The organism is Ekhidna sp. ABH4_415, from assembly GCF_056161305.1.
Genome location: NZ_JBSWYW010000003.1, coordinates 109,815 through 134,532, shown reverse-complemented (window position 1 = coordinate 134,532; position 24,718 = coordinate 109,815). Strand labels below are relative to the sequence as shown.

Annotated in this window: 28 protein-coding genes; 14 read left to right on the top strand and 14 right to left on the bottom strand. The window is 40.3% G+C overall.

The window, feature by feature from the left end; translation table 11 throughout:
• Positions 1-31: 31 nt before the first annotated feature.
• From dtd to ACXAH9_RS05840, 4 genes are read right to left on the bottom strand one after another with little or no spacing between them, the layout of a single operon-like run.
• Positions 32-484, bottom strand: a complete 453-nt coding sequence (gene dtd, locus ACXAH9_RS05855) for a D-aminoacyl-tRNA deacylase (RefSeq protein ID WP_474893926.1) — start codon at positions 482-484, stop codon at positions 32-34.
• Positions 481-1,152, bottom strand: coding sequence for an NAD(P)H-binding protein (locus ACXAH9_RS05850; protein WP_474893925.1), 672 nt, complete (start codon positions 1,150-1,152; stop codon positions 481-483). Before ACXAH9_RS05850 ends, dtd begins: the two co-directional genes overlap by 4 nt.
• 33 nt (positions 1,153-1,185) lie before the next feature.
• Positions 1,186-1,581 (bottom strand): YkvA family protein, encoded by a 396-nt coding sequence (locus ACXAH9_RS05845; RefSeq protein ID WP_474893924.1) that lies wholly within the window; start codon positions 1,579-1,581, stop codon positions 1,186-1,188.
• Between the two features lie 3 nt (positions 1,582-1,584).
• The gene (locus tag ACXAH9_RS05840; RefSeq protein WP_474893923.1) at positions 1,585-2,106 is read right to left on the bottom strand and encodes a DUF7935 family protein; all 522 of its coding nucleotides are present in this window, start codon (positions 2,104-2,106) and stop codon (positions 1,585-1,587) included.
• A gap of 77 nt (positions 2,107-2,183) precedes the next feature.
• On the opposite strand from ACXAH9_RS05840, the gene ACXAH9_RS05835 reads away from it, so the two are divergent.
• On the top strand, positions 2,184-2,465 hold the full coding sequence (locus tag ACXAH9_RS05835) for a HesB/IscA family protein (RefSeq protein WP_350206764.1): 282 nt from the start codon (positions 2,184-2,186) through the stop codon (positions 2,463-2,465).
• Here the strand turns inward: ACXAH9_RS05835 and folB are convergent.
• Genes folB through ACXAH9_RS05820 form a run of 3 tightly spaced genes read right to left on the bottom strand, consistent with a single transcriptional unit; the run spans position 2,462 to position 4,666 of the window.
• Positions 2,462-2,812, bottom strand: a complete 351-nt coding sequence (gene folB, locus ACXAH9_RS05830; protein ID WP_349563478.1) for a dihydroneopterin aldolase — start codon at positions 2,810-2,812, stop codon at positions 2,462-2,464. The two genes, ACXAH9_RS05835 and folB, sit on opposite strands and share 4 nt — an antisense overlap.
• 1 nt (position 2,813) lies before the next feature.
• Positions 2,814-3,764, bottom strand: coding sequence for a DivIVA domain-containing protein (locus ACXAH9_RS05825; protein ID WP_474893922.1), 951 nt, complete (start codon positions 3,762-3,764; stop codon positions 2,814-2,816).
• Positions 3,761-4,666, bottom strand: a complete 906-nt coding sequence (locus tag ACXAH9_RS05820; RefSeq protein WP_474893921.1) for a WD40 repeat domain-containing protein — start codon at positions 4,664-4,666, stop codon at positions 3,761-3,763. Before ACXAH9_RS05820 ends, ACXAH9_RS05825 begins: the two co-directional genes overlap by 4 nt.
• A 28-nt stretch (positions 4,667-4,694) precedes the next feature.
• Between ACXAH9_RS05820 and ACXAH9_RS05815 the strand changes: the two genes are divergently transcribed.
• Entirely contained in the window at positions 4,695-5,300 is a 606-nt protein-coding gene (locus ACXAH9_RS05815; protein ID WP_474893920.1) for a 4'-phosphopantetheinyl transferase family protein, read from the top strand.
• Position 5,301: 1 nt separating this feature from the next.
• Here ACXAH9_RS05815 and ACXAH9_RS05810 read toward each other — a convergent pair whose 3' ends face one another.
• The 4 genes from ACXAH9_RS05810 to ACXAH9_RS05795 are packed head-to-tail and all read right to left on the bottom strand — an operon-like array spanning position 5,302 to position 9,534.
• Positions 5,302-6,153: a transglutaminase-like domain-containing protein gene (locus ACXAH9_RS05810; RefSeq protein ID WP_474893919.1), complete on the bottom strand. Its 852-nt coding sequence runs from the start codon at positions 6,151-6,153 to the stop codon at positions 5,302-5,304.
• Positions 6,154-6,165: 12 nt separating this feature from the next.
• Positions 6,166-7,794 (bottom strand): acyl-CoA carboxylase subunit beta, encoded by a 1,629-nt coding sequence (locus ACXAH9_RS05805; RefSeq protein ID WP_474893918.1) that lies wholly within the window; start codon positions 7,792-7,794, stop codon positions 6,166-6,168.
• A gap of 9 nt (positions 7,795-7,803) precedes the next feature.
• Positions 7,804-8,721: an MlaD family protein gene (locus ACXAH9_RS05800; protein WP_474893917.1), complete on the bottom strand. Its 918-nt coding sequence runs from the start codon at positions 8,719-8,721 to the stop codon at positions 7,804-7,806.
• 12 nt (positions 8,722-8,733) lie between these two features.
• Complete coding sequence (locus tag ACXAH9_RS05795; protein WP_474893916.1) at positions 8,734-9,534, bottom strand: N-acetylmuramoyl-L-alanine amidase family protein; 801 nt, start codon at positions 9,532-9,534, stop codon at positions 8,734-8,736.
• Between the two features lie 262 nt (positions 9,535-9,796).
• Here ACXAH9_RS05795 and ACXAH9_RS05790 point away from each other — a divergent pair, with 262 nt between their 5' ends.
• The 3 genes from ACXAH9_RS05790 (at position 9,797) to ACXAH9_RS05780 (ending at position 16,944) form a co-directional block, all read left to right on the top strand.
• Positions 9,797-12,439 carry a putative LPS assembly protein LptD gene (locus ACXAH9_RS05790; RefSeq protein WP_474893915.1) on the top strand — a complete coding sequence of 881 codons (2,643 nt, stop codon included), beginning with the start codon at positions 9,797-9,799 and terminating at the stop codon, positions 12,437-12,439.
• Positions 12,440-12,590: 151 nt separating this feature from the next.
• Positions 12,591-15,446 carry a TonB-dependent receptor domain-containing protein gene (locus ACXAH9_RS05785; protein WP_474893914.1) on the top strand — a complete coding sequence of 952 codons (2,856 nt, stop codon included), beginning with the start codon at positions 12,591-12,593 and terminating at the stop codon, positions 15,444-15,446.
• Positions 15,447-15,474: 28 nt separating this feature from the next.
• A complete protein-coding gene (locus ACXAH9_RS05780; protein WP_474893913.1) occupies positions 15,475-16,944 on the top strand; it encodes a hypothetical protein in 1,470 nt (489 codons plus the stop codon).
• A 73-nt stretch (positions 16,945-17,017) separates the two neighbouring features.
• Here ACXAH9_RS05780 and ACXAH9_RS05775 read toward each other — a convergent pair whose 3' ends face one another.
• Both ACXAH9_RS05775 and ACXAH9_RS05770 read right to left on the bottom strand, forming a co-directional pair.
• Positions 17,018-17,797, bottom strand: coding sequence for a helix-turn-helix domain-containing protein (locus tag ACXAH9_RS05775; protein ID WP_474893912.1), 780 nt, complete (start codon positions 17,795-17,797; stop codon positions 17,018-17,020).
• Between the two features lie 145 nt (positions 17,798-17,942).
• Positions 17,943-18,404 carry a helix-turn-helix domain-containing protein gene (locus tag ACXAH9_RS05770; RefSeq protein ID WP_474893911.1) on the bottom strand — a complete coding sequence of 154 codons (462 nt, stop codon included), beginning with the start codon at positions 18,402-18,404 and terminating at the stop codon, positions 17,943-17,945.
• Positions 18,405-18,731: 327 nt separating this feature from the next.
• On the opposite strand from ACXAH9_RS05770, the gene ACXAH9_RS05765 reads away from it, so the two are divergent.
• The 4 genes from ACXAH9_RS05765 to ACXAH9_RS05750 all read left to right on the top strand — a co-directional run bounded on the left by ACXAH9_RS05765 (position 18,732) and on the right by ACXAH9_RS05750 (position 21,409).
• On the top strand, positions 18,732-18,875 hold the full coding sequence (locus tag ACXAH9_RS05765; RefSeq protein ID WP_474893910.1) for a hypothetical protein: 144 nt from the start codon (positions 18,732-18,734) through the stop codon (positions 18,873-18,875).
• Between the two features lie 121 nt (positions 18,876-18,996).
• Positions 18,997-19,584, top strand: a complete 588-nt coding sequence (locus ACXAH9_RS05760; protein WP_474893909.1) for an RNA polymerase sigma factor — start codon at positions 18,997-18,999, stop codon at positions 19,582-19,584.
• Positions 19,565-20,254 carry a hypothetical protein gene (locus tag ACXAH9_RS05755; RefSeq protein ID WP_474893908.1) on the top strand — a complete coding sequence of 230 codons (690 nt, stop codon included), beginning with the start codon at positions 19,565-19,567 and terminating at the stop codon, positions 20,252-20,254. Before ACXAH9_RS05760 ends, ACXAH9_RS05755 begins: the two co-directional genes overlap by 20 nt.
• Positions 20,255-20,266: 12 nt before the next feature.
• Positions 20,267-21,409, top strand: coding sequence for a hypothetical protein (locus tag ACXAH9_RS05750; protein WP_474893907.1), 1,143 nt, complete (start codon positions 20,267-20,269; stop codon positions 21,407-21,409).
• Positions 21,410-21,456: 47 nt separating this feature from the next.
• Here the strand turns inward: ACXAH9_RS05750 and ACXAH9_RS05745 are convergent, their stop codons facing one another.
• A complete protein-coding gene (locus tag ACXAH9_RS05745; protein ID WP_474893906.1) occupies positions 21,457-21,945 on the bottom strand; it encodes a hypothetical protein in 489 nt (162 codons plus the stop codon).
• 83 nt (positions 21,946-22,028) lie between these two features.
• Between ACXAH9_RS05745 and ACXAH9_RS05740 the strand changes: the two genes are divergently transcribed.
• Genes ACXAH9_RS05740 through ACXAH9_RS05720 form a run of 5 tightly spaced genes read left to right on the top strand, consistent with a single transcriptional unit; the run spans position 22,029 to position 24,652 of the window.
• Positions 22,029-22,955, top strand: a complete 927-nt coding sequence (locus ACXAH9_RS05740) for an alpha/beta hydrolase (protein WP_474893905.1) — start codon at positions 22,029-22,031, stop codon at positions 22,953-22,955.
• 11 nt (positions 22,956-22,966) lie between these two features.
• Entirely contained in the window at positions 22,967-23,824 is an 858-nt protein-coding gene (locus ACXAH9_RS05735; protein ID WP_474893904.1) for an SPFH domain-containing protein, read from the top strand.
• Positions 23,825-23,827: 3 nt separating this feature from the next.
• Positions 23,828-23,980 carry a hypothetical protein gene (locus ACXAH9_RS05730; RefSeq protein WP_474893903.1) on the top strand — a complete coding sequence of 51 codons (153 nt, stop codon included), beginning with the start codon at positions 23,828-23,830 and terminating at the stop codon, positions 23,978-23,980.
• An 11-nt stretch (positions 23,981-23,991) separates the two neighbouring features.
• Positions 23,992-24,501 (top strand): hypothetical protein, encoded by a 510-nt coding sequence (locus tag ACXAH9_RS05725; protein WP_474893902.1) that lies wholly within the window; start codon positions 23,992-23,994, stop codon positions 24,499-24,501.
• The gene (locus tag ACXAH9_RS05720; RefSeq protein ID WP_474893901.1) at positions 24,494-24,652 is read left to right on the top strand and encodes a type II toxin-antitoxin system antitoxin; all 159 of its coding nucleotides are present in this window, start codon (positions 24,494-24,496) and stop codon (positions 24,650-24,652) included. The genes ACXAH9_RS05725 and ACXAH9_RS05720 overlap by 8 nt, the downstream gene beginning before the upstream one ends.
• Positions 24,653-24,718 lie beyond the last annotated feature (66 nt).

The following is a 24,718-nucleotide window of genomic DNA, read 5'->3' as shown; positions in this document are numbered from 1 at the left end:
AAGTGCGTGTAAGTATTTGAGTAAAAATAAATTACTGCTTGTTTTTTGTGTCCATCATGATGGTAACCGGACCATCATTAATTAGGGATATTTTCATGTCAGCACCAAACTCACCTGTTTTCACTTCAGAAGATAATTGGCTTTCTAACTCCTCAACAAATGACTCATACATAGGGATTGCAACATCCGGCTTAGCTGCCTGAATATAGCTGGGACGATTTCCTTTTTTGGTGCTGGCATGGAGTGTAAATTGGCTAACAACCAAAGCCTCTCCACCAACATCAAGAAGACTCTTGTTCATCACCCCCTCTTCATCAGGGAAGATTCTCATATTGCTGATCTTGCGACACAACCATTCAATATCTTCTTTCGTGTCTGCATCTTCAATACCTAAAAGGATTAATAAGCCTATTCCTATTTCAGATTTAACTTGGCTATCAATTGTGACTGACGCTTCTGAAACTCTTTGAATTACTGCTCTCATGATGAATATGCGATATCTATCATTTCACCTGGTTTGATTCTTCTGAACCCCTCCTCATTTTGATGTGCGACCTTAATCATTGATTTGGCTACTTCCACATCCCGGATAGCTCCAACTTGTTTCTTAGATCCGATCACGAAAAAGGAGGCAATCTTACTGATCACTTTGGCTACTTCCTCAAACAATCGAAACTCTTTACGGTCGCCCAGTAGTAAGGAAGGCTGAAATATTTTTAATGCCCTCAACTTCAGATTCTGAAGCTGGTCCTCCAACTCACCTTTTGCCTTATTGTAAAATAGTGGCGAAGAGCTATTAGCACCAACTGCCGAAACAACCAATAACTGCTGAAAATCCTTTTGTTTACCCGCTATTTGTGCAAATGTCAGCGGGTACTCTACATCTACCTTTAGAAAAGCTTCTTTCGATCCGGCTTTTTTTCTGGTTGTGCCAAGTGCACAGTAGAAATCATGACCATTCATTTTAGCTTCATGCTTTGACAGGTCGTCAAAGTCTGCAATCTGAACTTCTACTACTTTCGGATCTTTTATGTGATACGGCCGTCTGGTTACAACCAAGATTGACTCATAATTATCATCTTTCAACATGAGTCTTACTAGTTGCCTTCCCACTAAACCAGTGGCTCCAATTACTACTGCTTTTTTCTTCATTTCGAATAATTATGAGCATGTAGTACAAAGAAATCAGTCAGCTTGTTCCCACTGTCCATCTTCCCATTGATGAAACTTCTTAATATCTCGATTAAGCTTCTTCACAATGAGTAAAACGACGGACGCATCATCAGTAAAACCAATTGCCGGAATGAAATCAGGAATGAGATCTGTAGGTGTGATGAAGTAAACCAATGCAAAAACAATAAGTACAATGGTAGATACAGGGAAGGCACGGTACTCTCCGGAGATATGAGATCGGAACATGCGCATCAAAATCTCGAGTTTTGATTTGAGCTCTTGCAGTTCATTGGAGTTTTCTGCCAGTCTTTTCAGCTTATTTCCCGCTTTGGTTAAAGTAGACTTCATCGCCTCTTTGTCAGTGGCGGTTTTTTTAGCTTTTTCCCATATTTTTTCCGTCTTTTCCATAATCTAAAAAACGTCCTGAATTTCTTCTTTGATATATCTGATTGCCTGTTTTGGTGTATCCATTTCTTCTCCTGCACTATTTTCTAAAATAGCCCTCGCAAGATCAAATCCTTTCGCTTTTTTCTCTAACGAATTAGCGGAAGAATTAATGACAGAAATGGTTTGTTCTACAGCGGTGGTTACATATGTCCAGGCGCTATCAGACATGTACACTTGCTGTGAAAGGTTGTGATTGAATTCATTTCTAATCTCATGAATTAATATTTGCTGAAACTCCTCTGCCGAATAATCCGAACTGCTCAATCTCGATATGAGATTTGCCGGGGTGATTCTTTCAAGCAGCAGAACAATCCGCTCATATGCCTGAAGGCGAATTGGCACTACGATTTCCTGGTTTTTCTGACGAACATTAAATGCAATCTCATCAAGTTGTTTTTGAAGGAACGATCGAACAAGCAAATAAGCAAGATAAAGAACCAGGCCAGCAGGGATTGTAATTTTTAGAAGGTCGTAAACCATTTCCATTGATTGGATTGTTTAGTGTTTTGATAAACGTCAAAAATAATACTTTTACACGGAGGCAATAAGTAAATCATAAAGTGATGAAACCACCTGTGGAAATAACGGATCGAGCGCTGGAAGAGGTTAAAAATATCTTAAAAAACAAAGGCATCCCTGAAGGCTATGGATTACGAATCGCAACCAAGGGCATGGGCTGTGGTGTTGGATTTAAACTGGGCTTTGATAAGAAAAAAGATACGGATGATGAATACAATGTTGATGGAGTACAGGTGCTCATCCGAAAAAGCGAAATGATGTTTTTGGTTGGGAAAAAAATCGAATTTTATGATGAGTCCGATGGAAGAGGCTTTGTGTTTACCTAACCCTCCAGCTCAACCGTGGCTTTATGACAAAGTCCTTTTATTGGTGGGTTGTATTTGCTGATTCGAACCTGCACACGATTGACCTGAGAAAAGTTTTCTTTCAAGGCCTTAATCATCTTGCCAGCCAGATGCTCCAGGAGATTGGCATCTATGCTCATTACTTCCTGTACAATCTCATACACCTTTTCGTAATTGACCGTGCCTTCCAGTTTATCATCCGATGCTGCTTCTGAAAAGTCTACATCCAGTGTTACGTCCACACTGTATTTGTTGCCGATTACACGTTCTTCTTCATAGTAGCCGTGGCGGGCGTAGAATTCCATGCCCTCTAATGACACCTTTCCCATCCTAGCTGTCAGTATCTAGTTCGTCAAAGAATGAAACGGTTTTAGATACACGCGGACCTTTCTTCCTCTCAGTTTCCTCTTTATTAGCCTTTGGCTCTTCCTTTTTTACCTCCTCTTTCTGAACTGGGGGCTCTTCTTTTACCTCCTGAGGCTTCTCGGCTTTTGGCTTTTCTTCTTCCTTCTCATCCTCCTGCTTTCTTTGGATAATCCGTTCTCGGAGTTCCTCCGTTTTAGGAGGCTCGGGTGAAGGTTCTGGTTTCTTTTCGGGTTCCGTTGGCTTTGGAACCTCTGCTTTCGGAGCTTCTATATCAATTGGAGGAGATTCCAGTTTTTTGCTTTCAGCCTGTACTTCTGTCTTCTCAGATTTAATTCTTTCTTCACTTTCTCTTGCCAGCTTCTTTACCCGCTTGACATAATCGTCAAACTTAAATTCCTTATTAGCACTGGTATTTTTCTCAACCTTCTCAATCAAAGTGACAGAAAGGTTCTTTAGCTCTTGCAGTGCATTTTGCCGATGATTCTCGATATCCCTATGATTCTGCTCAATGCTTTTCACTGCATCCTGCAACTCCTCGATGATCTGCCTTGCCTCCATTTCAGCCTGCTCGATCATCGCTCGGGCTTTATTCTTAGATTCACTTAGGAGCGCCTCTGCGTTCATCTTCGTCTCTTTCATGTGAAGCTCAGCGGCTTTATTGGCCTGCTCTATCACATTCGCACCGGTATCTTCAGCGGTCTTCAGTGTTTTGTATAGTGAGCTTTCTACCTCACGAAGTTTTTCTACCTCTTTTTCTGCCTGCTTCAGCTTAAGGGTCAATTCTTTATTCTCCTCCAGCATTCGCTCCCATTCATTGGATAATGACTGGAGAAAAGCGTTGACTTCATCCTTATCGAACCCTCTTAGCTTTTTCTCAAAGTCTTTCTGACGAATTTCCAGCGGTGTTATCTTCATTCTGCAAATTTAATTTCCCAAACGGAGATTGAGCGATCATCGCTACAAGTTACTAACAAGTCACGATAATTCATCCATAGCAGCTTATTAACGCTATTTCCGTGCCCAGCATGCCTGTGTTTATCCAGTACTTTTATTAATCTGAAATTATGAGCATCCCACAGCTTAACGGATTTGTCCATACTTCCGGTAATAAAATATCGACCATCCGCACGAAAGATCACGTCATTGATTGTGTATAAATGCCCTGCAATCGACTCCCGTAAAAGGTAATTTTCCTGCGTATCCCATACTTTCAGATGAGCATCTCTTCCTGTTGTGATCAGGTATTTCCCAGAAGGATGGTATTTCGCTGCGAAAACTGAGTTTTTGTGTCCTTTCAACACTTGCTTAACATCCATCGTATCAGGATCTACTACTCGAGCAACATTATCACTACAACCGATAACAATCTCACCTTCTATTTGAGCTATACTTCTAATGCGATCATTGGCATATTTTACCCTCTTCAGAATAGTGAGATCTTTTGAGAGAACAAGAACCTCTCCATTGGACAAGCCTGCCCAAAGTACATCTCCAACAATTTGAATATCAAAAATCTGATAATCGCCCAATTGGATTGACTTCACTTCTTTTTTTGCCTGAAGATTGATTTTATGAATCCCTTGATTGTTTTGTCCGGCATAAAGAAATCCATCCCGAGGATCATAAGTCAACGCATAAACCGAACTTGGAATTTTCACAATAACTTCTCCCTCATCGGGTGACCGTAAATCCCACATCACGATCATCCCGTCACCTCCGGCGGAGATAAATCGATGATCATCCAATGCCTGAAGCGTGTAGATACTATCATTATGACCGAGAAAAGTGTGGAGTTTTTTTACTTCGATTTTGCTCATTTGGAATACAAAATTATTACAATTGCCCATGCCATTGTTATTAAACAAGCAGATTGATGAACATTCTGCCTATGCGGTTTGGAACATCCAGGAAACATTTCTTGAAATTCCCTACCTCTCGCCGGAACCATATCCTGCCGAACTTCATCCGGTAAGGCAGGCTGAGTGGATCATTGGGCGTATTCTGGTAAAAACCCTTTGTGAAAAATTCAACATTGAATATCAGGGCATCAGCAAGCAAGACAAAGGCAAACCTTACCTCAACGGCAGTAATGCTAACATCTCTATCTCTCATTCGTTCCCAATAGCCGCGGCAATGATTCACCTGGAAAAACCGTGTGGAATAGACATGGAGCGCCCCCGAGATAAACACGAGTATGTTAAACTCAAATACCTGCATGAGTCAGAAATTCAATACCAGGATGACTTGCAAAAACTTTGCACCATCTGGTGTGCGAAAGAGGTGATCTATAAAATTTTCGGACGGAAGTTCCTCAGCTTAAAAGATGAGATCAAGCTGTCGTTTGAATCTGAAAGCCTGATCAAAGGAGAAATCCTGAAGCCAGGTCACGAAGAAGTTCACCACATTCATTATGAGTGGGTGAAAGACTATTTATTGGCCTTTGGCACCTAAATCACAAACTAAAATACTGATCATCAAGCTTTTGAAGGATCAATTTGACCTCATCTGCTTTGTGATAATCACCAAGTTTTTCGAAGGATACAATGAGGTTACGAAGGGCACGTAAAATGATATCCAGATTGGAGCACGGCTCGTAAAAAATGTCTTTCTTGTCCAATTGGAGGCTCTCAAGGTAATTATCTATGTCGTCTTTGGTAAATACCAATCCCCTATTGAAAACATTGATATAAAAGGACTCCTCTCCTATTTTGTAAGTTAGAATAAAGAGATTCGGTAGGTTCACTCCAAAAATCGGTAAATCCATTTTTTGCGCCAGCAGCAAATAAACCGCACACAATGAAATTGGATTTCCTTTCCTTGTTTCTAAAACCGCATTGAGCATTGAGTTGGCTGGAGAATGGAAGTTTTTCGTATTTGCCCGGAATTTGTACTTATTAAAGAAAACCTCATTAAAGACCTTGATACGATCGTATGGAGCCATCTCCTCGCTCATATGTCTCCACAGTTCATGATACAGCTGGTCCAGGTCTTTGCTTAGATCATCCAGTTCCAAATCAGGATATTGATAGGTAGCTACTATCCAAAGACCCTTTAGTAAGTCATCGGATTCATTTTCTTTCCATTCGACAAAACGCTCTTTTAATAGCTCAAACTGAAGCTCGTGGATCAGGTCTTCAATTTTACTTTGAATGATCGGATTGAATGTGCTTTCCCATTCCTGCTCCAACATTGGAATCACGCTTGTCCCGATAGACATAATCTTTTCCTCTACATGAGATACTACCTCATGATCTTCGTCATCCAGCAGGACTACTAACGCCTTTATTTCAGAATCTTTCAGCACTTAATAAAGTTATTAAGTTTGGATGACACCTACATTCATACGCTCTTCAATTGGCGCATGATTGGCCATCTCAATTCCTTTGGAAATGACTTCCCTGGTGTCTTTCGGATCAATGATGCCATCCACCCACAACCTGGAGGCCGCAAAGTACGGACTTAATTTTTCCTTGTACGAATCCTCGATCTTTTTCAGCTGTTCTTTTTTATCCTCCTCGGTTAGCTCCTTGCCTTTAGCTTTTGCTGAAGCTATTTCGATTTGAAGCAATGTTTTTGCAGCTGAGCCACCACTCATTACCGCTATTTCGGCAGTTGGCCATGCGTATATCAATCGTGGGTCATAAGCCTTGCCACACATGGCATAGTTTCCTGCGCCATATGAGCTCCCCATCACGATACTGAATTTTGGAACAACAGAATTAGAAACAGCATTCACCATTTTCGCTCCGTCCTTGATAATGCCTCCATGCTCTGAACGGGATCCTACCATGAACCCATTCACATCGTGAAGGAAAACTAAAGGGATTTTTCTCTGATTGCAGTTCATGATGAAGCGCGCAGCTTTATCGGCTGAATCAGAGTAGATAACCCCACCCATCTGCATTTCGCCTTTCTTAGTCTTCACCACTTTTCGTTGATTCGCGACAATACCTACACTCCATCCATCTATTCTGCCATATCCACATACAATCGACTTTCCGTAAAGTTCTTTGTACTGATCAAATTCTGAATCATCGACCAGACATTTGATCACATCGACTGCATCATATTGAATGCCTCGATTGGCCGGAAATTCTCCATAAATGTCTTCTAGTTTTTTCTTAGGAGGTTTGCTCTCCGCTCTGTTAAAACCAGCAGTTTCGGGTCCACCTGTTTTATCAAAAATCTTTTTTATCGCGTCGAGTGCTGCTTTGTCATCCGGGAATTTATTGTCGGTTACTCCAGAAATCTCACAATGCGTGGTTGCACCACCCAATGTTTCATTGTCAATATCCTCACCAATTGCAGACTTTACTAGGTAGCTGCCCGCCAGGAAAACGGAACCTGTGCCATCAACAATCAGTGCTTCATCAGCCATGATTGGTAAATAAGCCCCTCCAGCTACACAGCTTCCCATTATAGCTGCAATCTGAATGATTCCTTTTGAGGACATGACAGCATTATTTCTAAACTGTCTCCCAAAATGTTCTTTGTCAGGAAAAATTTCATCCTGCATTGGAAGGAAGACCCCAGCGCTATCAACCAGATAGATAATCGGCAGGTTATTTTCCATAGAGATTTCCTGAGCTCTTAGATTCTTTTTTGCCGTCATCGGAAACCAGGCTCCAGCCTTTACTGTAGCATCATTTGCTACAATCATGCATTGTCTGCCTGAAACCTTCCCTATTCCTGTAACCACACCGGCTGATGGACATCCTCCCACTTCTTCGTACATGCCATCTGCTGCAAATGCTCCTACTTCCAGGAAATCATTGGGATCGTCAAGCAAATAATCGATTCGTTCCCGAGCGGTAAGTTTTCCTTTTTTTTGGTGAGAGGCAATCTTTTTTTCTCCTCCGCCAAGCTTCACTTTTTTTAGACGCTCGTTTAGTTTGTACACCAACTGCTTGTTGGCATCTTCATTTTTATTGAATTGAATGTCCATGAATGTTCGCTACTTTCCTTCCTGTGGAATACCCTTCAGTTTTTTATTCTTTCTTCCGAGTGGACCTAAAAAGTCTTTTGGATAATTATTAAAATGAATGATTAATTCATCCATATCTACTAAAAGCTTATTCAGATTGTTATAAACAGAGTCGTTGTTCAGTAGCTTACCTACAGTTCCTTCGTCTGATTGGACAGCTAGCAGCAATCGATTTACATGCTCCAGTGATTCGTTTACTTTTTCAAGTGTAGCGGCTACTGGTACCTCATTCAGAGAGTCCATGAGCATTTTCGAGCTTGAAATTAATCCTTCAAGTTGCTCACTTCTGTCCTTAATACTTATAATCAATGAATCTGATGATCTTAAAACCTTTTCAACTTCAAGTTTATTTACCTTGTAGGTGATCGATCCAATGGCATATTTTAATGTATCCACTGTTCCAGCTATATCCGTTGCTCGTAATTCATCCAGTACATCATTGAGTTTTGCAAGTGTAGTATTCAAGTTATCTGCTACCGGCTCAAACTGAGACAACATCCCCCCATCCATTTCAGATGCCAGTGTATCTCCTGGTTGCGCCCTTTCGGGTGATTCCCCTACATTTAATACAATCGCCTTTCCTCCAAAGAGCCCGTCATTCGCCAATGTGGCAGAAGCATCCTTTCCAATCACCAGATTTTCATCAATATCTATAGAAACCACGATGTATCCCTTATTCTGCACCAGGTCAAAGCCACTGACTCTACCGACAGGTAGTCCATTGAAGTAAACGGGGTTGGATACATTAAGTCCAGAGACATTTGTATAGGCGGCATAGTATCTGTTAGAGGGTGAAAATAGATCAGACCCTCGCAAAAAATTGAAGCCATAATAGAGAAGAGCTCCGGCAATAATGGTGATTAGACCAATCTTGAATTCTTTTGACACAGTTCTTAATTTTTAGTTCTGAGCATCAAATGCTTCTTTATATTCTTTGATGGCACGATAAATACCAGATGCAATGTATGACTGCACTTCCGGGTTATTTAATTCTTTTTCCTCCACCGGGTTGGAAAGGTAGCCAATTTCCACCAACACACTAGGCATTGCAGTGCTCCACATTACATATAAACTGGATTGCTTTACCCCATAACTTCTTCTTCCTGCACGGTTTCTGAGCTGATCATCAATCAAGCCCGCCAGTAGGAGGCTATTATCCTGATAGGCTGACTGAGTGAGGTTAAAAAGGATGTAAGATTCCTCAGATTTTGGATCGAAATCATAATTCTTCTCATAATCCTCCTCCAATAGAATTACTGAGTTTTCTCGCTTTGCTACTTCCAATGCCCGATCGGTATTCTGTGCTCCCATTACGTATACCTCAGATCCCCTGATGGCCTTTTTTCTGGAGTATGGAGTTGTTTTTGGTAAGGAGTTTGCATGGATCGAGACAAACAAGTCGGCATCATGATTATTTGCAATCTCAGATCGCTTTTTCAGATCAATGAACGTATCGTCTTTACGAGTGAAAATAACCTCTACTCCGGGCACATATTTTTCAACATATTCGCCCACTTGCATCGCTACCTGAAGAGCTACATCTTTTTCTTTGGTGTAGGAACCAACCGTTCCTGGGTCTTTTCCACCATGCCCGGGATCAATTACAATTTTGGTAACAGAAAAATTTTTCTTCCCTACCGGCTGAAAAGATGCTAAAACTAAAAATAAGGTCAATCCGATGGGTACTACTAGATTTCTCACTCCCTATATTGTCTAAAATGAAATACTTTTACGCAAAAGTTAAAAAAACAGGCAATAATTGCAGTTTTCAAATGTTCTCATTTGCAAAAAATCTGCCAATTGCAACAAAAATTAAACATCTCAAAGATAGTTTGGTCATCATTCATTTTCAAAAAAGCGAGTTGGATTGAGGTGTCTCATTTTACTTTTCTGTTTAACTATCTGTTTCCATGGGCTTTCACAGGAAATAGACACACTATCTGCTGAGGGCTCTCAACCCTTAATGGAAGCTGATACACTAATATCAGATAGCACCAGAGCGGACTCTGTGGTTCAGTCAACTTCAGCTAACAAGCGAAGTGATATTGAAACTACAATTAACTACAATGCAAACGATTCCATTTTTTTTAATATAAAAAGCAGAGAGCTTTTTATGTATGGAGATACACACATTGACTACGGGAGTGTTGCACTTGATGCTGAACGCACAGATGTAGATTGGAATAAACGCACGCTTAAGGCAAAGTATGTGACTGACTCGACCGGAAAAAAAATAGGCAAGCCCGTTTTTACCGACGGTCCTGACACATATGTAACAGACGACATTATTTATAACTTCAAATCTGAAAGAGCCTTAATTAAAGGTGTTATCACTGAACAAGATGGCGGGTTTATGCATGGTGAGGATGTAAAGAAAAATTCAGAAGATGAGTTATTCATTCGTGGAGCTGAATACACTACATGCAATCTGGAGGACCCTCACTTTTCCATCAAGTCTACCAAAATCAAGGTAATTCCAAACAACAAGGTTGTTTCAGGACCTTTTAATATGCGTTTCCGGGATTTACCCACACCCTTATTTTTCCCATTTGGGATGTTCCCACAGCCAAAAGAAAAGTCATCGGGTATTGTCGTCCCATCTTACGGAGAAGAGCGAAGAAGAGGTTTTTTTCTCCGAAACGGAGGATACTATTTTGCAATCAGCGATTACATTGATTTAAGACTAACAGGAGATATTTACTCTAAAGGGGGGCATGGTGTTCAGGCTGTTTCCAATTATTATAAGCGGTATGCTTTTAGAGGCACCTTCAATTTTTCATATGTAAAATCAATTTCGGATGATTTGGAAAACCCACTGGAAACGAACGACTACAGCATCCGGTGGAATCACACCCCCGAATCAAGGGGAAACTCTTCATTCTCAGCCTCAGTAAATGCGGCATCAACCAGTTATAATACAAACAACAATCTTGTTGTTCAGGATTTTGATAGAAGTATAAACTCTCAGCTAGCATCAAATATTAGTTACAGAAAAACGTTTGCTGGTACTCCTTTCCAAATGTCCAGTAACCTTCGACACAGCCAAAACTTGAGCACGGGCATTGTTAACCTTACACTTCCTGATCTTACTGTAAATATGCAGCGGATTTACCCGTTTAAAAATGTGGTTAACTCAAGCAAATCACCATTGGCAAAGCTCAATTTCAGTCACAACTTCGTAGCAAAAAATGAGCTCTCCAATGCGGCTGTAAGAAATGTCGGCTTCAACGTGGTGAACCGTGGTGAACGTTCTGATGAAGTTATAGATTTTAATCAAGGCAATCTTGGAGAAATAATGGATAGGTCAAAACTGGGAGGAAAGCACACTATTCCAATCTCCACCTCTCTAAGTCTCTTGAAGTTCTTTACATTAAACCCAACCTTCAATTACCAGGAACTTTGGTACAATAAAGAGTTACAATATGAATATGTTGAAGAAGAAAATGGTGTTAGAATAGATACTGTAGACGGCTTCAGCAGAGCAGGTAGCTGGTCTACAGGAGCTTCTTTAAACACCCGAGTATATGGCACAGCCTTTTTCAATAAGGGAAAAATCCAGGCTATCCGTCATGTTATGACCCCTAGTGTATCTTTTAGTTATAGCCCGGACTTTTCTGATCCTAAATATGGTGTTTACAGCGATATTCAGGTCGATTCACTCGGAAATACCCAGCGTGTCAGTCGATATGAAGGGTTCGCCTACGGTTCTCCACCAGGGGGTGAAAGTAAAACGCTTGGATTCTCTCTCTCAAACAACATTGAGATGAAGGTTACAAGTAAGAAGGATACGGTGAATGGTTTTAAAAAAATAAAACTATTCGATAACCTTGGCCTTAGCACGGGATATAACTTAGCCGCAGACTCATTCAAGCTAAGCAACATAAATGTTAATGCACGTACCAGCTTTTTTGATGGAAAAGTCTCTCTTAACTTCACCGGGACATTAGATCCCTACGAGTATCTTCTAATTTCAGAAAGTGTGAATAGTAGTGGGGAAAGAACAGTACGACAAAGAAGGCTAGACAGGTATACATGGAATAACGGAAATGGGATAGGTAGACTTTCAAATATGACGACAGCTATTAGCTTAAATTTATCTCCCAAAGGATCTTCCAGTCGTAATAACTCTAATCAAAACAATCAGGGAGCTCTCCCTGGAGATCAAGGTATAGCTCCGCCAGATGAGCAAGTAGGTTTTGATGGTATGACTGACCTTGAACGTCAACAAGTAGAACATATCCAGAACAACCCCGAACATTACGTAGATTTTGCTGTTCCCTGGAGCTTAAGGGTACAGTATTCAATCAATAGAAATAAGCGCGGATTTGAAGACCCCACTATTCGTCAAAGTCTTTCTTTCAGCGGCACTTTAGGTCTTACTGACAAAACTCAAATCACCTTCAATTCAGGTTATGATTTTGAGGCAAAAGATTTCACAACTACACGATTAGGAATATCGCGTGATTTACATTGCTGGACAATGAACTTTGACTGGGTGCCGTTTGGGCGATATCAATCATACTTTTTATCCATCAGAGTTAAGTCACAAGTGCTTCAGGATCTAAAACTAGAGAAACGGAGAAGCTTCTTCGATTTCTTCAATTAAAATAGACCAAAAAAATTGTAAAATAGCATTGACAACTCCCCCAGCCCTCAAATCCCTTATGGTTTGAGGGCTTTTTTTTTACAATTAAAATGACTTTTTCAAAGCTACTCTTACAGGTTTAAATCAATTTTTAAACAAACAAATCATGCTTATGAAAAAGTTTTTCTTTTCAATGATTGCTTGCCTCTTTGCAATGGCTTATGCCCAGGCTCAGAGGACGGTATCCGGTCGCGTCACCGACGATGTTGGTGTAGGTTTACCCGGAGTAAATGTGGTAATAAAAGGAACTACTACAGGAACTACTACAGACATTGATGGCAACTATCGCTTACAAGTAGATGAAGGCGATGTTCTGGTTTTTTCTTTTGTGGGTTTTAATACTCAGGAGGTCAATACCGGCAGTCGGTCAGTAATTGACGTCACCATGGGTGGAGCTACTGAATTACAAGAAGTAGTTGTCGTAGGTTTAGGGGGAGAGGTAGATAGAAGAAAGCTAGCTACTACAGTTGACAGGGTTTCTGCTAAAGATCTGGAAGCAACTCCCATTGTACGGATTGATCAACTTTTACAATCCAAGCTGCCTAATACTCAAATACTTCAAAGCACAGGTGCTCCCGGAGGTACCTCGATAATTAGAAGTAGGGGTGTTAATTCGGCGTTACTTGGACAGCAACCAGTTATCTACATTGATGGCGTTCGCGTTGATAATCTCAATACTTCACCGGGACTATCCGCAGCAACTGGCGGCCAACAGAACAGTTCGTTAGCTGATATTCCAGTTGACCAAATCAAGGACATCACATTTCTGAAAGGAGGAGCTGCAACGACATTATATGGTTCTGATGCGGCAAATGGTGTCTTGTTAATCACGACAAACAAAGGTCAGGCAAACCAGACTACTGTGACCTACGAAGCTCAATTAGGGGCTATTCAAGGCACCACAGACTACTTTGTTTATGGAGACATTATTAAAGATGTAGCATTTAAGACTGGATTCCTGAATTCACATCGAATTGGATTTAGCGGTGGAAATCAGAATGTTACCTATAACTTCTTTGCTAAGTACCGAGATGATGAATCATTTGTTGAAGGTCTGGGTGAAACTCGATACTCAATTGGAGGAGGGTATCAAGCTACAATCAATGATAAATTGATATACCAGGGTTCCTTCTCTTATTTAAGAAATGAGTACACTTTGCTTAATAATGCCAATAGCTCATTTGACCGAATATTTGGAATCGATCAGGGTGGTATTGGAACGGCCTTTGGGCTATCAACAAATGACCCGGCTGAATGGACAGCTGAAGACATTGAACTAGCCCGTGAGCTGGTCAGTGATGTGAATCGACTTTCAGACATTTCTAATAATGTAAGTCGTTTTACGAATTCGCATAAGTTCTCATACAGCCCAATCGACAACTTATCTATAGATGCAACCATAGGTTTTGATTATAGATTTAGTAGGAATCAAAATATTCAAACAAATGAATTTTTGGTTGCACAAGGTGCAGTGGCTCCTGGAACAACTGATCAGGGCTCTATTAACAGAAATGACAGAAGTTTTCTTGGAACAACTGGTACACTTTCTGTAAAATATGATGCTCAAATCAATGATTTCACATTTACTACAATTGGAGGGGGGCAATTCTTTCGAACCGCAGATAATCAGACACAAATAATCACCTCAAATCAAGCTGAAACTTCTACTTCGGTAAATATTTCTGCTGAACAAACGGTTGCTGATTTTCAATCCAGCGTTGCTAACTGGGGTTTCTTTTTGCAGGAGACCATTGGATTTAAGGATAAAGTTTACCTTGACCTGGGTTTTAGAAACGATAGAAATACTGCATTCGGTGAGGATGTGATTAGTGAGTTTTACCCTAAAGCAGGCATTTCATATGTTATCAGTGAAGAGCCATTCTGGAGTGGCGCATCCAATATCGTTAATTCACTTAAGCTAAGAGCTAGCTACGGAGAAGCCGGAAATTTCCCTCCTCCATTTACAAGAGATGCACAGCTGAACGCAAATGCATTTAATGGTCAACTTGCTTTTCAGCCAGGTCAGCCAGGAGAACCTGGTTTAGGGCCTGAGAGACTGAAAACGACAGAGTTTGGTGCTGATGTTGGATTTTTGAGTGACAAGATTAACCTCGGTGTTACCATGTGGCAATCAGTTACAGAAGATGCTATTTTCACAGCTCCATTCGCTCCATCTACAGGAACAGAGAATCAGCCAAGAAACCTTGGTGAAATTGAAAATAAAGGCGTGGAAATTACCTCAAGTTTCAAGATTATCAATAACTCAGACTGGACACTATCATTCAACGCTTCTGCAAATTTGCAAAAAAACGAAGTTGTTAGCAGTGGTGGATCTCCTGAATTCAACATTGGAGGATTCACTTTTCTTGGTCCATTTGTTAAAGAAGGATTACCTGTTGGTTATCTAAGGGGTTCACAGCCCACTTTTGACGAAAGTGGTAACGTGACAAACGTAGAACAGAATGCCAATCTGGGAACACCAATTCCTGACGTTTATGGTAGTCTCGGCCTAAACGCTAGCTACAAGAAGCTTAGTCTCTATATTGCTGGAGACTATCAGAAGGGTGCTTCGGGTGTGAACACAGATGAAGTTCTTCGTTTTTTTAGAGGCCTGGATGATGATAGAATTCCTGAACCAGCGAAATCAAACAGCTTTTTTGATCTGGCTGGAGTTTGGGTAGAAGACACAGACTTTTTAAAGATTAGAAATATCACACTTACGTATGACCTAAGCGATGTGTTAGGTAATCTAGCACTTATCAAAGGAGGGACAGTTTCATTCTCGGCGTTAAATCCATTTAATTTTTATTCTTCTGTTTTTGACCCGGAATTGACAGGAGCTGGTGCTAGAGGCACACTACCTGGAACGAATACTGTGACTCAAAATAATGTGACTGTTGGATCCTTTGGTTTTGGGACATTCTCAGCACCTAGGCAATACGTGGGTACTGTTAGACTCAGATTTTAAGAGTTGTTAAAATTCAGATTTTGAAGAAATGAAAAAGAATATTAAATCTATAGGCTTAATCGTTACAATACTGTTTTTTTCAGTTGCTTGTGAGGATTTTGAACCAAATAAGAATATTGAGAATCCCAATCTTTTATTGGAAAATGTGATTGGTTCCCCGGGATCTACCGCATCATGGATTGTAGGTCAGGAAAGGCAAATGGCTATTTTATATAATCAGTTGCTCACACTTGCTGAACTGGGAAGTGACAACTATGAGAATACACAAACGTTCTACAATCAACAGTTTGATGGTTTGAATATGTCGTTTCAAGATGCCAACATTAATACTTTGGCATTTAGAATAGCTGACCTTCGTGTTTCTGGTAACATAGGATTGCAGGATATACAACCTGCTGATCCTGATGGAACTGACGCTCAGCGAGCAGAACTTCTATTCTTTACCGGTTGGGCGAAGCTTCTGGCAGGTGAACTATTTGTTTCACTGCCAGATACTGAACTTCCAGAATCAGATCCAGCTACCCCTAAGTCTACTACCGAGAATTTACAAGCTGCAGTAACTGATTTTTTAGCTGCAGAGGCACTGGACGCTTCTAATGCAGGAATAAAACTTGCTTTAGCACGAGCATATTATGCTTTAGGAAATCAAGCCAATGCAGTAACTAAGGCGAATGAAGCCCTTGCATTGGATGATGAATATGTTAGAACTGTGGAGTTTGATGGATCTAATGGACCTACAAACACCATGGCAGATGCCGTATTCCAGAGGGGTAATTTTGACGACCTTCAGCCACTTCCAAGATTGGACTTTTTGGATCCTAAGTACATTGTACTAGGTGAAGATGAAAGCCCTATCGCTATTCAAAAGTCAGAGGAGGCGTATTTGATTTTGGCTGAGGCAGAACTTGCAGATAATGATATAGCAGGAGCCCAAGCAGCACTAACAAGCCTTTTAAGTTTAGTGAATACAAGACCATCTCATCTTGATCCGGGCGCACCCGTTCAGGATGTGAGTTTTGATGATGCCGTAGAAGGGCGTATAGGCGGAGGCAGCATTCAGAGGCCAAATGCTGACACTGTTACTGTAGCTGCTAGTGCTTCTGACCCATTTGTTAGCGGTCTTGTTTTAACCCGGGGTGTTAATCCACTTCCCATTCCTGCAATTTCAGGAACTAGCGTGGTCCAGACAGACATTGATGCGTTGGCAACAGTTGATGATGCATTGGAGCTGGTTTATTTAATGAGACAGGAAATTTTCTTTGGAGAAGGCAGAAGGTTCTTCGATTTAGGATTAAAAATGCCTATTTCAGAAAACGAACAATTAACTAATCCGAATGTCTCATCAAGCGATATACAGTCATTCATCCCTTCATTTATACCAACAGATATGGATACGTTTACGATAGATGCTGCAAATGGTGAAATTACAATTACCCATAACATGAATACAATTATTGTTCAGAATAGAACCGACGACAGTGTTGTTCCATTCTTTTAGACACCTTAGAACCAGTACGTATTAAAAAAGGGGCTTAAGCCCCTTTTTTAAATTTCAAATGATAATATAGGAACTATATCAAAGTATAATTCCCAAAAAATTTACGAGGACTTGCATCCAGAAAGTACTTAAAATCCTTTATTAAATGCGACTGATCATAATATCCGCAATGGTAGGTCAATTCCGTTAGACTAATATCTCCATTTTCCCTGTAGGAATTAATGAAATAATTGATCTTCTGAACTTTGCAGAACTCTTTGGGAGTCAATCCAATTTCTCTATTGAAGTGCTGTTCAAGTTTTGATTTGCTAACTCTGAGCTTTGTATATATCTCTTTAACCGACACAGTGCCATTGCTTTCTCGGATTTGGTCTATGGCATCAACTATGATCATATTATACTCAAAAAAGCCAGAGCTGCCATCTAAGAGATCTTCAAGTCGATCACTCAGTTTATACTTATCCGTTAGGTCAAACCCCTTACACAGCCTCTCTAGCCCATTCTTATCTAAACCAAGATCGAATACACCATATGAGATCTCGTTGAGATTATCCGAAATCTTTTTAGCATAAATTGGATTTACCTTGATTATAAGACAATTTGATTTAACCGAAAGTGGAATGACAGCTCCCTTTCGCCTGGGCATTAGGAAATAACTTTTTCCCACCAAAAAGGTGAGCGGTCTCACGCTTCCAATGCATTTGAATGTGAGGTTTCCACTAATTGGAATAATTATTTCAGCATTATTATCAGGGATTAGTGTGTAATACCCTTTCAATACGTCTGCTGTTATCTGGAAGAAATCTACCACAATAGCCAGTTTTTCAGTTAGTCCTAGTTCTTGAGTGTACATCTTGGTGACATTTAGAGTTTCAACCAAAACGTATTAAACCACCCTCCTACCTATTGATTTTCAGTCACATATGTTAACAATCGTGATTCTTTATATAAAGGATCACGCTTTTTTACTTATCTAATAAATAAACTTAGGGGAAAACCTAACTGGATTGTTTTACTTCTCTAAATTGAGTTGGCGACATCCCTGTTTCGCTTTTAAAGGCATTGTAGAAGGATACTTTATTAGAAAAACCGCATTCATCGGCAATCGCTTCAATTGTATAATGATCGAACTGACCGCCTGAAAGAAGCTCTTTTGAGTACTCGATACGAAAAGAGTTTATGAATTTATTGAAATTGCCATTGCTGAAACGATTTATTGCCCTGGAAACCTGTCGCTCATTGTAGGTCAACTCAGAAGCGAGATCCGAAAGTTTCACACTCTTATTTAAATAATACTTCTCATTTGATATAAGGGCTATGGTCTTATTGTAGATTAACCGCAACTCCTCCTCATCTTCATTTGTTTTCGCCTCAGCTCCTGGCCTGGGTCGGTATTTTGTATACCAGATCAGGGCTATCCCTAACAGGGTAAGACCTATTGCAATCATTATCCAATTCACTTTGAGTTATTAAGGTTATAACAAACGATAAAGCTACAAACCCTGATCAGTGAGAAAAATCTTCTTTTTTACAGATAAAAAAGTTTCAGTTTTTTTTACAATTATTCAGGTTGGTGCTACTCTATTCTTGTATTCCTCTTCATACTTTATAGAGGGGTACAGGGTTACTACTGGCCCCTCTTTTTTTATAATCGGTCACAATTTTGTTTAGAATTATTCTAAGATTCTTGTTAGAACATTCCGAGGTATTTCAATATCCGCAACCATAAATATTTTTTTTTCGTTAAAAAATGTACATTTGATTATCAATCAGTTACACTGTCAACCATGAAAAAGAAAAGAGACAACTGGCTCAATTTCAAGAATATCATCCATTACGCCTTTGATGATATGTGGACAAGTGTGTGGAGGTTTCTCCTTAAAAGACAGAACAGATTTCATCGGCATCATATTCATCATGACAATGAATAGGATTGTAAAAAATTATAGATTTTCAAGAAGTCGGCATTTGCCGACTTTTTTTATTTAAATATTTTCACCCTGACGCAACCAATGGCAGCATCGCTGCATCTACCCCATGAAGGTCAAAACCATGCTGCGAATAAATAAGTCACTAACCGAAGAAGAATTGCTGGAAGGCTGCCGGAAGGGTAAGGCTTCAGCGCAGCGTGGTTTGTACGATCGACTGGCTCCCAAAATGTTGGGAGTTTGCCTCAGATACATAAGAGACAGAGAAGAAGCTGAACATATTATGATCGGAGGCATAGTAAAAGTATTTGAAAAACTGGATCAGTTTAAAAGTGAAGGAAGCTTTGAGGGCTGGGTAAGGCGGATCATTGTAAATGATTGCCTGATGTACATCCGAAAAAACAGGAATATGTCTCTTGAATCGGATATTGAATCGGTCTCTGATCATCCGGATTTGAGTGTGATGGAAGATTCACTCAGTCAGGAAGACCTTTTAAAATTGATTGGAGAACTGCCTGTTGGATACAGGACAGTATTTAACCTCTATGCGATAGAGGGATATAGTCATGCTGAGATTGCGAAGCAGCTGAACATCAGCGAAAATACTTCAAAATCTCAGCTGAGCAGGGCCAGGAAATGGTTGCAAACCAAGCTGGCAGACATTGAAAAAGAACTTGAAAATAAGATTACCAATGGATCAACAAAACATTGATCGGTTATTTAGGGAAAAACTAGACCAACTGGAGGTGAAACCATCTTCCAACGCATGGTCTCAGGTTGAAAAACAAATTCGACCCAATAGAACACCTGTAATATACTGGGTGGCCGCATCCGTTTCCCTGCTGCTTGTTTCATGGATAGTTTGGCCAGAAGCTACTCCTGAGCAGCAATTAACACCTATCGCCTCAGAGGTAGACGCACCAAGCCCGGTGAATATGTCGGATTTTGTAATGCCGGTGATCAAAGAGGCTGAAGAAAAGCAGCAGATCAAAAAACCATTGAGAAAACCTCAAGCCCGGCCACAGTTCGCTGTAAATAATCAAGAGGTTCCTAAAGTAGAAGAGCAGGAGCAACTACCTATAATGGAGGTAGAAAACAAAACGATGGTTGCGATGGAAGAGATCGAGGAGCCTCAAATCATTGAGGAGGTGACCGAAGAGCCAGCAAAAGCAGAATTTAGAGCGGTAAAAATTACATATATCGCGTCATCCGAAGCAACGTCGAAAGAGAACGTTCAAAAAACGGATACGACTGGAATGCTGAAAAAATTCATCGCATTTACTGAAAAAATTGACCCGGGAGATATGTTGGCGGACATCAAAACCGCCAAAGACAATCTGCTTAATGGTGGATTAAAGAAAAAGGACAGAAGCTCATTATAAAAACGAAGGACAATGAAAAGACTAAAGATAAATACTCTGATGAAATCATTTTTAATGCTATTGCTGATGGCGTTGTTTATTCCAACTATGGCATTCGATTCCGATGGATTAAAAGACCCAAAGCAGGATACAGTGATTATCGAACTAAATAACAATAGCAAAATCGTAATTGTGACTAAAAGCAGAGAAGATTTAGCTACGTTGGAAAACTATGACATCAATCAGATGATCAAAGATCTAAATGCTCAACTTTCCGACAGTGTAGAGTATCTGGAAATAAGTGAAGGAAAAGCCTATGTCAATGATGACGATGAAGTAGAAATGAAAGACTGGAAGATCAATGATGATGAGGTAAGGATAAAGCTTGGAGGTGTAGAAGTAGATGTTGATCCTGATGAAATGGATGATTGGGATGAAGATGACTGGGACACCAGCAAAAAAGTAACCTACGAAGCTGAACGGGTTGACAGAACATCGCACCATTTCAATATAGATATTGGACTTAACAACTGGCTGGAAGATGGTTCATTTCCTGATGCGAACAATGCACCATATTCAGTTAAACCATTCGGCTCCTGGTATGTGGCCTTGAATAGCGTCAACAGAACCTGGGTGACCGGGCCGGTTTTTCTTGAGTGGGGGCTGGGTATAAGCTGGTATAACTGGAAACTAGAAGATGCAGATTATATCATTCAGGAGGGATCAGAAAGGATAGAATTTAACCCTACTCCACCAGAGATCAGCGGCCAAAAAAGTAAACTCACAGCATCTTACATCAATGCCACTGTGGTTCCTATGTTTGATTTTTCGCGCGGTAGAAGAAAAATCACCAGCTATGAATCCGGAGGGCTGAGAATAAAGAAATATTCGAGAAAAGGATTTCGTTTTGGCGTAGGTGGATATGCAGGCTACAGAATTGGCAGTCATACCAAGTTTAAGTTCAAGGAGGATGGCAGCAAGGAGAAAGATAAGGAACGTGATAATTTCTTCCTGGAAAATTTCCGCTACGGACTGAGAGCACAAGTAGGCTGGAAAGGTGTTGAGCTTTTTGCAACCTATGACCTGAATGAAGTGTTCTCTGCAGGCAGAGGTCCACTCAACGATGAAGGTAATAATGCAGCATTGAACGCCATTACTTTTGGAATTACATTGTAAGGAACATTAAGAATCAACTGAGAGCACCGCGAATTGTGGTGCTTTTTTTATGCACTTTCATGCATTTTCCTTCGATCATCCTTTGTTAACTGCATATCTCTCACAATTTTATCTTCAGATGGTCTCAGAAAGGAATATTGCACCAATACTCCCAGATACGCAATGACAAAAATGAAAGATGGCTGTAACCACATAGCAAGAGCTGCAAGACACCCAGCAAACGCCAGCAAAAGGTATTTGTAGAGATTAATTCTTTTAAACTCTTTCAACTTTTCTTCCAAAACCACATCATCTGATGTTTTTCGTTGAACCCTCTCCCCTTTCCATACATACCAACAAGCAAATCCAATGGGCCACAACAACTGCAAGGTTAAAATGAAAAAAGTGCTGCTATAAGAAATATCGATCTGTGCACTCCCGGAATCCCATTCGAGAAAAAGTAAAGCAAATGGCACAAGCGTCAAGGCAATCATACCATGATAAATCTGGTAGATCTGATGATGATAATCCTTCCAATTGAAGTTCTGATTCTTCATTATGCAAATGAATGAAATAATTGAATGATAACCATTCTAAAATTTTAAACGTATATTACTTTGATATCATTTTAATATCATTAATGAAATCAATATTTACACTCACCTGTCTATTCATCATTCTTTCTGTCACTGGTCAGCAATTCACAGAGAAAGAGGTGCAAATGGATAAACTAAAAGGGACGCTTAGCATTCCTGACTCCAAAACAAATACTGCAATTCTCCTTATCGCTGGCTCAGGGCCGACCGACCGAAATGGAAACAATGCACTCGGCTTTACGAACAATTCATTGAAAATGGTCGCTTATGAGCTTTCAAATGCTGGTTATGCCGTTTTAAGAACAGACAAAAGAGGTATTGCCGCCAGTAAAGAAGCAGTTGAAGATCAAACCAACTTGCGTTTTGAGCATTTTGTAGAGGATGCGAAGAGCTGGCTCAATTTTTTAACCAAGGAAGGTTATAAAAAACTCATTATTGCTGGTCATAGCCAGGGATCGTTGGTAGGTATGATGGCTGCTCAAGACAATGAGAACGTCGTTGGCTTTATTTCTCTCGCTGGACTAGCTGAAGATGCCGGAGAAGCAATCATTCGTCAGTTAGGCGCTCAATCTCCTGTTTTAGCTGAAGACGCCCGTATTAATATCGACTCAATGAAAGCAGGATACACCGTTAATAAATTCAATCCATACCTAATATCACTATTCGGACCTGCAATCCAGCCATTCTTAAAATCTTACATTTCCTACTCTCCAGCAGAGGAAATCAAAAAGCTTAACATCCCTGTACTGATCATTAATGGTACAACGGATATTCAAATTGAGGTAAGTCAAGCCGACAGCCTTAAGATAGCATACCCTAAAGCAGATTTATTAATCATAGAGGGAATGAACCATGTGTTAAAGAATGCACCGGCAGATCCGGCAGTTAATATGGCTACCTACAATAATCCTGAGCTTCCGCTTAGTGATGGCCTGATGACAGGTATGATCACATTCATTAAAAAACTTTAATTATTACCACTATGCAATCACAAGAAAAAACCACAACACCCACCTCCGGCTACTTAGGCCTGTTTATCAATTTCGCAATTCTGGCGAGCTTTATTGCTTTAATTAGCACCACACATAACCCGATCTGGCTTTTACTATTGATACCATGGCTCCTAATGATCCCTGGCTTTTTCTATGTCAACCCAAATGGATCTCGTGTGCTTGTTCTTTTTGGGAAATATATTGGTACAGTACGTACAAACGGATTTTACTGGGTTAATCCTTTTTACGCTAAGAAGAGAATCAGCCTCCGAGCGAGAAATTTTGACAGTGAGCGCATCAAAGTGAATGACAGCATTGGTAACCCAATCATGATTTCAGTAATCCTGGTATGGCGAGTTAAAGACACGTTTGCTGCGGCTTTTGAAGTAGATGATTATGAAAACTTCGTACGGGTACAAACAGATGCTGCTGTAAGAAAACTCGCTGGTACGTACCCATACGATAATTTTGACGATGAGCAGGCTGAAGTCACTTTGCGATCAGGGATCAAGGAAGTGAACGAAGATTTAGAAAAAGAACTCGATGAGCGATTGGCTATTGCCGGTATCGAGATCCTGGAAGCACGAATCGGCTATTTGGCGTACGCCCAGGAAATCGCCAGTGCAATGCTAAGAAGACAGCAAGCAACAGCCATAGTTGCAGCTCGGCATAAAATCGTGGAAGGAGCTGTCAGTATGGTAGAAATGGCGCTGGATCAACTCAATGAAAAAGAAGTCATTGATCTTGATGAAGAAAAAAAAGCTGCGATGGTCAGCAATCTAATGGTGGTACTATGTGCAGACAAGGATGTAGCTCCGGTCGTTAACTCAGGAACGCTAAATCACTAAAAAATGAACAACTACAAGTTCGTAAAACAAAAAGCTTTTGAAAAAGTGGAACGCTTTGAAAGACGACTACAAGAAGCCGTAAGTCAAGGGTGGAAAATTAACAGTTTTACCTCTGATCACGGTTCACTGATTGTGATGCTGGAAAGAGACAAATAAAGTTTTACAAGATGAAAGGAAAGATTTTATTCAAAGAAGAGCAGAGTTTTGTTGGCACCTGGCTATTCTATCTTGTAATCGGAGTGTCCGCTCTTGCCACTCTTGGTGCTGCTATTCCTATTTGGCTGGATAAAGAATCGAATGAAGGTATCATTGGCGTAGTTATCGCTGCGGTGGTTTGCTTCGGGGTAGTCATGCTTTTCATTTATTCAAAACTCTATGTCACTATCGATGAAGGAGCCATTTATTATAGATACCCTCCCTTTGTAAATAGTGAGAAAAGGCTAACCCAAACTGACATAAAAGAGGCATATGTTCGAAAATACGAACCTATTTGGGAATATGGAGGTTGGGGCTATCGCATACGGCCAGGAAAGGGACGAGCTATGAATGTGGTAGGAAATCAAGGATTACAATTGATTTTATCCAATGGAAAGCAGTTGTTAATAGGCACACAAAAACCAGAAGCAATGAAACAGGCGGTGAAGCGATTGAAAGAAAACTGGGGAATAGATGGCTAAGAAGAAACCATTTGCATTAAGACTTAACGAAGACACCATGAAAGCCCTTGAAAAATGGGCTGCTGATGAATTTCGCTCTACTAACGGACAGATTGAATGGATTATCCATAAAGCATTAATGGAAAACGGTAGGCTGAAGAAAAAACAGTAACTCAGAGGGTATGTTAATTATAACATAATACATAATGTTAAGACCATGATGATTAAAAAGTGTTGA

Bases quoted from the DNA above. Each gene is read 5' to 3' on its own strand.
- dtd (WP_474893926.1), bottom strand. From the start codon at position 484: ATGAGAGCAGTAATTCAAAGAGTTTCAGAAGCGTCAGTCACAATTGAT.
- ACXAH9_RS05850 (WP_474893925.1), bottom strand. From the start codon at position 1,152: ATGAAGAAAAAAGCAGTAGTAATTGGAGCCACTGGTTTAGTGGGAAGG.
- ACXAH9_RS05845 (WP_474893924.1), bottom strand. From the start codon at position 1,581: ATGGAAAAGACGGAAAAAATATGGGAAAAAGCTAAAAAAACCGCCACT.
- ACXAH9_RS05840 (WP_474893923.1), bottom strand. From the start codon at position 2,106: ATGGAAATGGTTTACGACCTTCTAAAAATTACAATCCCTGCTGGCCTG.
- ACXAH9_RS05835 (WP_350206764.1), top strand. From the start codon at position 2,184: ATGAAACCACCTGTGGAAATAACGGATCGAGCGCTGGAAGAGGTTAAA.
- folB (WP_349563478.1), bottom strand. From the start codon at position 2,812: ATGGGAAAGGTGTCATTAGAGGGCATGGAATTCTACGCCCGCCACGGC.
- ACXAH9_RS05825 (WP_474893922.1), bottom strand. From the start codon at position 3,764: ATGAAGATAACACCGCTGGAAATTCGTCAGAAAGACTTTGAGAAAAAG.
- ACXAH9_RS05820 (WP_474893921.1), bottom strand. From the start codon at position 4,666: ATGAGCAAAATCGAAGTAAAAAAACTCCACACTTTTCTCGGTCATAAT.
- ACXAH9_RS05815 (WP_474893920.1), top strand. From the start codon at position 4,695: ATGCCATTGTTATTAAACAAGCAGATTGATGAACATTCTGCCTATGCG.
- ACXAH9_RS05805 (WP_474893918.1), bottom strand. From the start codon at position 7,794: ATGGACATTCAATTCAATAAAAATGAAGATGCCAACAAGCAGTTGGTG.
- ACXAH9_RS05790 (WP_474893915.1), top strand. From the start codon at position 9,797: ATGGAAGCTGATACACTAATATCAGATAGCACCAGAGCGGACTCTGTG.
- ACXAH9_RS05785 (WP_474893914.1), top strand. From the start codon at position 12,591: ATGAAAAAGTTTTTCTTTTCAATGATTGCTTGCCTCTTTGCAATGGCT.
- ACXAH9_RS05780 (WP_474893913.1), top strand. From the start codon at position 15,475: ATGAAAAAGAATATTAAATCTATAGGCTTAATCGTTACAATACTGTTT.
- ACXAH9_RS05775 (WP_474893912.1), bottom strand. From the start codon at position 17,797: ATGTACACTCAAGAACTAGGACTAACTGAAAAACTGGCTATTGTGGTA.
- ACXAH9_RS05765 (WP_474893910.1), top strand. From the start codon at position 18,732: ATGAAAAAGAAAAGAGACAACTGGCTCAATTTCAAGAATATCATCCAT.
- ACXAH9_RS05760 (WP_474893909.1), top strand. From the start codon at position 18,997: ATGCTGCGAATAAATAAGTCACTAACCGAAGAAGAATTGCTGGAAGGC.
- ACXAH9_RS05755 (WP_474893908.1), top strand. From the start codon at position 19,565: ATGGATCAACAAAACATTGATCGGTTATTTAGGGAAAAACTAGACCAA.
- ACXAH9_RS05750 (WP_474893907.1), top strand. From the start codon at position 20,267: ATGAAAAGACTAAAGATAAATACTCTGATGAAATCATTTTTAATGCTA.
- ACXAH9_RS05745 (WP_474893906.1), bottom strand. From the start codon at position 21,945: ATGAAGAATCAGAACTTCAATTGGAAGGATTATCATCATCAGATCTAC.
- ACXAH9_RS05740 (WP_474893905.1), top strand. From the start codon at position 22,029: ATGAAATCAATATTTACACTCACCTGTCTATTCATCATTCTTTCTGTC.
- ACXAH9_RS05735 (WP_474893904.1), top strand. From the start codon at position 22,967: ATGCAATCACAAGAAAAAACCACAACACCCACCTCCGGCTACTTAGGC.
- ACXAH9_RS05730 (WP_474893903.1), top strand. From the start codon at position 23,828: ATGAACAACTACAAGTTCGTAAAACAAAAAGCTTTTGAAAAAGTGGAA.
- ACXAH9_RS05725 (WP_474893902.1), top strand. From the start codon at position 23,992: ATGAAAGGAAAGATTTTATTCAAAGAAGAGCAGAGTTTTGTTGGCACC.
- ACXAH9_RS05720 (WP_474893901.1), top strand. From the start codon at position 24,494: ATGGCTAAGAAGAAACCATTTGCATTAAGACTTAACGAAGACACCATG.